The sequence below is a fragment of the Roseomonas genomospecies 6 genome, from assembly GCF_008365375.1.
In the GTDB taxonomy this organism is placed as follows: Bacteria; Pseudomonadota; Alphaproteobacteria; order Azospirillales; family Azospirillaceae; genus Azospirillum.
Map to the genome: position 1 here is coordinate 54,026 of NZ_QOKW01000032.1, position 8,156 is coordinate 62,181.

Genomic DNA, 8,156 nt, shown 5'->3' on the forward strand with positions numbered 1-8,156 from the left:
TCAGGATTGCTCTTTCCATCGGGTGGAGCGGGGGAATACCAGATCCCCAATCTCCGATCAAGCGGCGTCTCGCGTTTTTGGAAAAGAAAGTTCATAACGTCGGAATGACCGACGCCAGCACCGCCCCCGTTCCGCCGTCCGCCGACGCCTCCGCCTCCGTTGCCGCCGCTCCGGCGGTGGAATGGCGCATCAGCGACACGCCCGTCCCCTACCCCGACGCGCTGGCCGAGATGGAGGCGCGGGTCGAGGCCATCCGCGCCGGCACCGCGCCGGAACTGGTCTGGCTGCTGGAGCATCCGCCCCTCTACACCGCCGGCACCAGCGCGCGGGAGGAGGACCTTCTGGAGCCGGGCCGCTTCCCCGTCTATCAGGCCGGGCGCGGCGGTCAGTTCACCTATCACGGGCCGGGGCAGCGCGTGGCCTACGTGATGCTGGACCTGAAGACGCGCGGCGCCGACATCCGCGCCTTCGTCCATGATCTGGAGGAGTGGCTGATCCGCACGCTGGCCGCCTTCAACATCCGCGGCGAACGGCGGGAGGGCCGCGTCGGCATCTGGGTGAACAAGCAGCCCTACGGCGGCGCCCCCGGCCAGGAGGACAAGATCGCCGCCATCGGCGTGCGCGTCCGCCGCTGGGTCAGCTTCCACGGCATCGCCCTGAACGTGGAGCCGGACCTGTCCCACTTCGCCGGCATCGTCCCCTGCGGCATCAGCGAGCATGGGGTGACCTCCATCGTGGCGCTCGGCCATCTGGTCAGCATGGAGGATGTGGACGCCGCCCTGATCGCCAGCTTCGCGGAGGTCTTCGGCGGCGGCCCGGAAGAGGGATGATCCCTACCGCTTCGCCGCTCCGGCGGGCTGCGCCGGCTGCGCGTCGTTCAGCACCCGCACATCCTCGTTGGTGATCGACACGATGGTGCAGCCGGTGCTGTCTCCGTTGCGGAACAGATAGATCAGCCGGCGGTTCGCCTGCTTCTTCGGGTCATGCAGATTCAGGCCATGCCCGAAGGCGACCCCCAGCACCTCCCCCTTGAAGATGGCGCGGTAGCGCAGGGGCATCTGCTCCCGGAAGTGGCGGGAGGCGCAGGATTTGCTGAGTTCCTTTTCGAAAGTCCCCGCGCGCCGCCAGTCCTGGGTGGAGCGGATCATCACCCATTGCGGGGGCAACGGAAACTGGACCACCGGCGGCGACAGCGGCAGGTCGTATCCGCCGGGCGGCACCGGCGGCATGTGCCCCGGCTCCGTCCGGTCGAGCGGCCCCTTGGCCCAAGCGCTCCCGGTTCCCGGTGCGGCCAGCAAAAGGCCGAGTGACGCGACGCGCAGGAGCCGAAGCACAGATTCTGGCCTGTTGCCGCTCATCCCAATCCGCTTGCCCCCACCCGGTCCAAACATCCTATCCCCGCACGGCTAACGGAACGCTAACCATCCCAGCGAGAGGTCACTGCGTCGGCCGCTGCTCGAAGACGCCCGGACCGGGGTCGCGGGCCGGCTCCAAGGCGATGTCGCTGACCACGGCAGCGGAAGGGCCGCGGCGGCAGGCCTCCAGCATTCGGTCCACGGCCTCCGCCGGACCCGCGAACAGGGCCTCCACCGTGCCGTCGCCGCGGTTGCGCACCCAGCCGGACAGCCCCAGCCGCCCCGCCGCGTCCACCGTCCAGCCGCGGTACCACACGCCCTGAACCTTGCCATGAATGCGGGCCAGCACGGCCTTGCGGTCCTCGTTCTCCGCCATTCCCATCCCCGGTTTCGTCTTCGTACGGTCGCGACAATAGGGCATGCGTCTCCTCCGGAAAACCCGGTGCAGACCCGTGCCCTCTCCTCCCCCAATGAACAGCCCCGTCAACCGTTCGTCGGCGTATTATTCCCGGAACGAACGGTTCGGGAGGAACGGACATGACCATCCGAAACCCTGCGGAATGGGGAGCGGCCCATTTCAAATCCTGGTCCCACAATCTGGCGGAAGCGGGGCACGCCATCGCCCCATCGGCGGCGGAGCGGGCGGCGCTGGAGCCGACCGTGCGCCGCATCCGCAGCGACGACCTGCGCGAGGCGCTGAGGAAGGGATTCCAGGATTTCATGGCCTGCCGCACCGACGTCCTCTTCATCGCCCTGATCTATCCGCTGGTCGGGCTGCTGCTGGCCCAGGTGATGTTCGACAAGAACGCCCTGCACCTTCTGTTCCCGCTGGCCTCCGGCTTCGCGTTGATCGGCCCCTTCGCCGCGGTCGGCCTCTACGAGATGAGCCGCCGCCGCGAGCGGGGCGACCGCGTGTCCTGGGCGGACGCCTTCGGGGTGGCGCGCTCGCCGGCCTTCGGGGCGGTCCTGGCGATGGGGGCGATCCTGACGGCGGTGTTCCTGCTGTGGCTCGTGGCGGCGCAGCTCATCTACATGGCGACGCTGGCCCCATTGGCGTCGGAGGGTTGGAGCGCCTTCAGCCACGCGCTGTTCACCACCCGCGCCGGCTGGGCGATGATCGTGCTGGGGATGGGAATCGGCTTCCTGTTCGCGGTCCTGGTGCTGGCGATCAGCGTGGTCAGCTTCCCGCTGCTGCTCGACCGCCGGGTCGGCGTGGCGACGGCCATCCGCACCTCCGTCCGCGCCGCCCTGAGGAATCCGGAGGCCATGGCGCTCTGGGGCCTGATCGTGGCGGGCGGGCTTCTGCTCGGCTCGCTGCCCGCCTTCGTCGGGCTGGTGATCGTCATGCCGGTGCTCGGCCACGCCACATGGCACCTCTACCGGCGTCTGATCCCGGAGTGAGCCACCCGCAGTGACCTACCCACAGGCTGGCACCTGAAGGGCCGGAAGGCCGTTCCACAGGATGGCGAGCAGCGCCCCCGCGGCGGCGAGCGCGGTGAAGAAGCGGATGAAGCGGCGCGGGTCCTCGCTGGCCCGCCGCCCCGGCGCCGCACCCCACAGCGCCGCCGCCAGAACCCCCGCGGCCAGCAGCAGGGCGATGCCCGTGGCACCCAGGACCAGAACCACCGCGGCGGGCTGGCCGTACCAGTCCACCCCTTCCAGGTTGCGGGCGCAGATCAACCCGTTGATGCCGTAAACCGCCGCGAAATGAACCGCCCAGATCAGGAAGGCCGACATCATCCCGGTGAAGGTCGCGGTGAACGCTGTCTTCTCCATAGCGCGCCTCACACGGCCAGCCGCGGGAACAGATGGACCAGCAGGAGCGCCGCCACCCCCTGCCCGCAGGTGTAGAGCCACATCAGCATGAGGTTGTCGAAGGTGACCCGGCGCCGCGCGTGCAGCAGCCCGGCGAAGGACCGCGCCAACACGTAGCCGGTCATCAGAAGCAGAATCGCGACGTGGAAGACCTGCCAGGCCGCCAGCATGTAGACGATGGCGCCATAGGCGCTCCGCGACGCGACGAGGCCGCCGCCGACCTGGGCATAGGGCTCCGCCACCGCCGCAACCACCGTCAGCAGGAAACCGGAAACCAGTGCGCCGCGCATCGCCCAGGCGTGGTTGCCGTTCAGCGCCCGGCTCGCCAGAAGCATCGCCACCGCGGCCACGATCCACAGGGCCACCCCGCCGGCCAGCCACTCCAGCCCGGGCAAGGCCTCCGTGGCCGCCGGCCAGACGTCCGGACTGACCGTCCACAGGAAGACGTAGGTGAAGCACAGGCAGGCGAAGGCCGTCCCGTCGACCAGCAGCAGAACCGCCGTCCCCCACCACGAGTGATTCTCCGATCCCTGGAGATAGACGGGCACCCGCCAGCCGCCGCCGACGTCCTGGGGCGGGTGGTCCGCCCCCTTGTCCAGGCTCCACACCCACCAGAAGACCGACGCGATGGCCAGGGCCGCCGGCACCAGCGACACCCAGTAGAGCTGCACCGTCAGGCACAGGAAATGCGCCGCGGTGAACAGCCCGGCCAGGAAATGGCTCCAATGCGGGCCGGGCATCGGCATCAGATACTGGGGCTTGGCCTCGATGGGGCTGGTCACGATGGTCTCGCGCCGCCGGGTCGGGGCGCCAGGCAGGTAATGGGCGCCCTCCTGCACCTCGCGCGACAGGTTCGGGTTGTCCCACAGCGGGTAGAGGGAGCGGACGTGCGGGATGCTCCGGGTGGCGTAGTTGCCGTTCGGAATCCACTCCAGAGTCCCCGCCCTCCAAGGATTGTCCGGCGCTGGCCGGCCCCGTCCCAGCGCGTCCCGCGCCATGTCGATCAGCACCAGCAGGATGCCGAAGGCCATCACGAAGGCTCCCGCCGTGGAGATCATGTTCAGCCCGTTCCAGCCCAGATCGCCCGGATAGGTGTAGACCCGCCGCGGCATGCCCATCAGGCCGCTGATGTGCATGGGGAAGAAGGCGACGTTGAAGCCGATGAACATCATCCAGAAGGCCCAGCGCCCCAGCCGCTCCGACAGCATGGTGCCCTTCAGCAACGGCCACCAATGGTAAAGCCCGGCGAAGATCGGGAAGACCATGCCGCCGATCAGCACGTAATGCAGGTGCGCCACCACGAAGTAGCTGTCGTGCGCCTGCCAGTCGAAGGGGATCACCGCCACCATCACGCCGGTCAGGCCGCCGGCCACGAAGATGAACAGGAAGCCCAGAAGGAACCACGTCGCCGCCGTCCATTGCAGCCGCCCCTTGCCCAAGGTGGCGATCCAGGCGAAGACCTGCATGCCCGCCGGCACCGACACGGCCATGCTGGCGGCGGAGAAGAAGCTCAGGCTCAGCGGCGGGATGCCGGTGGCGAACATGTGGTGCACCCACAGGCCGAAGCTGAAGAAGCCCGTGCCGACCAGGGCCACCACCACCCAGTCGTGGCCGACCAGCGGCCTCTGCGCCAGCGTCGGCACCATCATCGACACCAGCCCCGCCGCCGGCAGGAAGATGATGTAGACCTCCGGATGGCCGAAGAACCAGAACAGGTGCTGCCACAGCAGCGGGTCGCCGCCCCGCTCCGCGATGAAGAAGGGCCAGTCGAAGGCGCGCTCGATCTCCAGAAGCGCGGTCGCGACGATCACCGCCGGAAAGGCGAAGACGATCATCCCCGCCATGACCAGCATCGACCAGCAATAGACCGGGATCTTGTCCAGCGTCATGCCCGGCGGGCGGGTGCGCAGGATGCCGACGATGATCTCGATGGCGCCGGCGATGGCCGAGATCTCGATGAAGCCGATCCCCAGAAGCCAGAAGTCGGCGTTGATCCCCGGCGAGAATTTCATGCTGGTCAGCGGCGGGTACATGAACCAGCCGCCGTCCGGCGCGACCTGGAAGATCAGCGAGCAGAAGAAGGCAAGACCGCCGAACAGGTAGGCCCAGAAGGCGAAGGCCGAAAGGCGCGGAAAGGGCAGGTCGCGCGCCGCCAGCATCGCCGGCAGCAGATAGACGCCGATGGCCTCCACGATGGGCACGGCGAACAGGAACATCATGCCCGTGCCGTGCACGGTGAAGAACTGGTTGTAGGTGGCGTGGTCCAGCAGGTCGTTCTCCGGCACCGCCAACTGCGTCCGCATGGCGAGCGCCAGCGTGCCCGAGATGACGAAGAACAGCAGCGCCGTGCCGATGTACATCACGCCGATGATGTTGTTGTTCACCTCCTTCAGCAGGCCGATCCCGGTCGTCGGTTTCCAGGCCCGCTCCAGCACCTCCATCTCCCCCGGCGGGCGCGGAAGGCGGTTGGGCAGGGCGGCATCGTCGAGCGGTGGGGTCATTTCAGGCTCTCCAGCCAAACGGCGATGGCGCGCAGATCGTCGCCGTCCAGGATCGGGAAGGACGGCATGCGGTTTTCCGGCTTGATGTGCTGTGCCCCGGCGATCCAGCCGGCCAGGGCCTCGGGCGTGTTGGGCAGCGTCCCGGCGGCCAGCGCGCCGCGCCCGCCGACATGGGTCAGGTCAGGCCCCGCCGCGCCGTTGGCCGGCGTCCCGCGCACCGTGTGGCACGACCCGCAACCGGCGCGCAGGAAGGCCTCGCGCCCGGCACTCTGCTGCGGCCCGGCGGGCTCCGCGGCGGGGCGGCGCTCGGCGGCCAGCCATTCCTCGAAGCGGTCCGGCGGCAGCACCACCACGTCGAAGGCCATCAGCGCGTGCTGGGCACCGCAATATTCGGCGCACTGGCCGCGGTAGGTGCCGGGCCGCTCCCCCACCAGGATCAGGCGGTTCTCATGGCCGGGGATCATGTCCATCTTGCCGCCCAGACTGGGCACCCAGAAGCTGTGGATGACGTCCGCCGCGGTCACCGCCACCTCCACGGGCCGCCCGGCGGGGATGACGAGGCGGTTGGCGGAGCGCAGCGCCTCGCCCCCCTCCCCGGCGCCGGGGTAGCGGACCTCCCACCACCACATGAGGCCGGTCACCTCGACACGAAGCGGCTCCGCCCCGCCGGTGTCCGACAATTGACGGGCCACCGCGAACTCGTAGACCTGAAGCGCGGTCAGCGTGACGATGGGGAAGACGATGCCGCCGCCGATCACCCAGGCGCGGGTTCCGGGGAAGCGTTCCGGGCGCGCAATGACGGCGTACCCCGCCAGCGCCATCACGAAAAGGAAGATGACCCCTCCCCCGGCGACCAGGATCAGCGTCAGGTCCAGGATCGCCTCGGCGTTGCGCCCGGCGGGATGCAGCGCCGACTGCGCCCCCCGCTCGCAGGCCGCCAGAAGCGCCGTTCCGCCGGTCAGGGCCACGCTCCGCCAACCCCGTGCGAATCCCTTGCTGCGGCCAGAGCTGCGGTCCATGCACCCCCCTTTGCGGTGTCCGACCCGCGGCGGCAGGAGTCGTCGCACGGCTAAACTCGCGGCATGGCCGTGGGTTCCGCAGGAACTTCGGTCATCGGGGGAGCATTCATTCGGGGATGTTCGACCGAATCCGCCGGAGCGTCTTATCCATGCGCAGAGTTCTGACGATCATCGGGCTGGTGTTGGGCGCGCAGGCGGTGGGGGGCTTCCTGTTCGCATGGTCGGGGCTTTACAGCGTCGCCGCCAGCAAGGAGCACTGGCCGCCCGTCTATTGGTTCCTCAGCATGGCGATGCGCAGTTCCATCGAGACGCACGCCGCGTTCGTCGGCGATCCGCCCGATCTGGACGACCCGGCTCTGATCCAGCGCGGCGCCGGCCATTACGAGGACGGCTGCGCCCCCTGCCACGGCGCGCCCGACGCCGCCCGCAACCCGATCTCGCGCCACATGCTGCCCGCCCCGCCCTTCCTGCCGGGCCATGCCGGGGACTGGACGGACAAGCAGCTCTATTGGATCTCCTACAACGGCATCAAATACGCCGGCATGCCCGCCTGGCCCGCGCAGGCGCGCGACGACGAGCCCTGGGCCATGGCCGCCTTCCTGCGCCGTCTGGGCGGCATGAGCGCCGAGGACTACCGCCGTCTCGCCTTCGGGGAGGCGCCGCCGGACGGCGACCGCTCGGCCCTGGCGGATCTGGAAACGATGGACGGCTCCGCCCGCAAGGTGCTGGACAACTGCGCCCGCTGCCACGGCTATGACGGCGCCGGGCGCGGTACCGGAGCCTTCCCCCGCCTGTCCGGCCAGAAGGCCGAGTACCTCTTCCACGCGCTGAAGGCCTATGCGGAGGGCGGGCGGCACAGCGGCATCATGCAGCCGGTGGCCGCCGGGCTGGACGACGCGATCCTGCGCACGCTGGCCGATCATTATGCGGGGCAGACGGCGGCGCCCTATCCGCCCCCGCCCCCCGCCAATGCAGATGCCGATGCCGATGCCGACCCGGCCCTGCGCGAACTGGGCGCCCGGCTGGCCGAATCCGGCGACCGTGGGACCGGGGTGCCGGCCTGCTCCGGCTGTCACGGACCGAACCGCGACCCGCGCTATCCCCGCCTCGACGGGCAGCATGCGACCTACATCGCGGACCAGCTCCGCCTCTGGCAGAAGGACGCGCACGGCGACACGCCCCTGTCCCGGATCATGGCCGCCGCCGCCCGCAACCTGACGGAGGAGCAGATCCGCGCCCTGTCCCTGCACTACGCGCTGAGCCGCCCGCAGGAGACGGCGGGAATGGAGGGAGCGCGCTGACCCTTGCCCCCTCAACTTTTTCCCCCTCCCCAACCCTCCCATAGGCGCTAACATGCTTGTCTCCTTATGAAAGGAGCCGGCATGGTTTCGGTCTGGCGTGTTCGTCGTCTGGGCGGGTCGGCGATGTGTCGGGCGAGCCGCGGCGCGCTGGGATCAAGCGCTGGC

At 69.5% G+C, this 8,156-nt stretch carries 8 protein-coding genes; 3 read left to right on the forward strand and 5 right to left on the reverse strand.

Annotated features, from left to right (window positions below; genetic code table 11):
• Positions 1–104 precede the first annotated feature (104 nt).
• Positions 105–830, forward strand: a complete 726-nt coding sequence (lipB, locus tag DS843_RS26675) for a lipoyl(octanoyl) transferase LipB (RefSeq protein ID WP_149471860.1) — start codon at positions 105–107, stop codon at positions 828–830.
• A gap of 3 nt (positions 831–833) precedes the next feature.
• Here the strand turns inward: lipB and DS843_RS26680 are convergent, their stop codons facing one another.
• Both DS843_RS26680 and DS843_RS26685 read right to left on the reverse strand, forming a co-directional pair.
• Complete coding sequence (locus DS843_RS26680; RefSeq protein ID WP_149471861.1) at positions 834–1,229, reverse strand: hypothetical protein; 396 nt, start codon at positions 1,227–1,229, stop codon at positions 834–836.
• 208 nt (positions 1,230–1,437) lie between these two features.
• Positions 1,438–1,776 (reverse strand): acylphosphatase, encoded by a 339-nt coding sequence (locus DS843_RS26685; RefSeq protein WP_475849396.1) that lies wholly within the window; start codon positions 1,774–1,776, stop codon positions 1,438–1,440.
• Between the two features lie 116 nt (positions 1,777–1,892).
• On the opposite strand from DS843_RS26685, the gene DS843_RS26690 reads away from it, so the two are divergent.
• The gene (locus DS843_RS26690; protein ID WP_149471862.1) at positions 1,893–2,756 is read left to right on the forward strand and encodes a DUF2189 domain-containing protein; all 864 of its coding nucleotides are present in this window, start codon (positions 1,893–1,895) and stop codon (positions 2,754–2,756) included.
• A gap of 15 nt (positions 2,757–2,771) precedes the next feature.
• On the opposite strand, the gene DS843_RS26695 is transcribed toward DS843_RS26690, so the two are convergent.
• Genes DS843_RS26695 through coxB form a run of 3 tightly spaced genes read right to left on the reverse strand, consistent with a single transcriptional unit; the run spans position 2,772 to position 6,690 of the window.
• Positions 2,772–3,131 carry a hypothetical protein gene (locus tag DS843_RS26695; protein ID WP_149471863.1) on the reverse strand — a complete coding sequence of 120 codons (360 nt, stop codon included), beginning with the start codon at positions 3,129–3,131 and terminating at the stop codon, positions 2,772–2,774.
• A gap of 8 nt (positions 3,132–3,139) precedes the next feature.
• The gene (gene ctaD, locus DS843_RS26700) at positions 3,140–5,671 is read right to left on the reverse strand and encodes a cytochrome c oxidase subunit I (protein ID WP_149471864.1); all 2,532 of its coding nucleotides are present in this window, start codon (positions 5,669–5,671) and stop codon (positions 3,140–3,142) included.
• On the reverse strand, positions 5,668–6,690 hold the full coding sequence (gene coxB / locus DS843_RS26705; protein WP_149471865.1) for a cytochrome c oxidase subunit II: 1,023 nt from the start codon (positions 6,688–6,690) through the stop codon (positions 5,668–5,670). Before coxB ends, ctaD begins: the two co-directional genes overlap by 4 nt.
• A 149-nt stretch (positions 6,691–6,839) precedes the next feature.
• Here coxB and DS843_RS26710 point away from each other — a divergent pair, with 149 nt between their 5' ends.
• Entirely contained in the window at positions 6,840–7,991 is a 1,152-nt protein-coding gene (locus tag DS843_RS26710; protein ID WP_149471866.1) for a c-type cytochrome, read from the forward strand.
• Positions 7,992–8,156 lie beyond the last annotated feature (165 nt).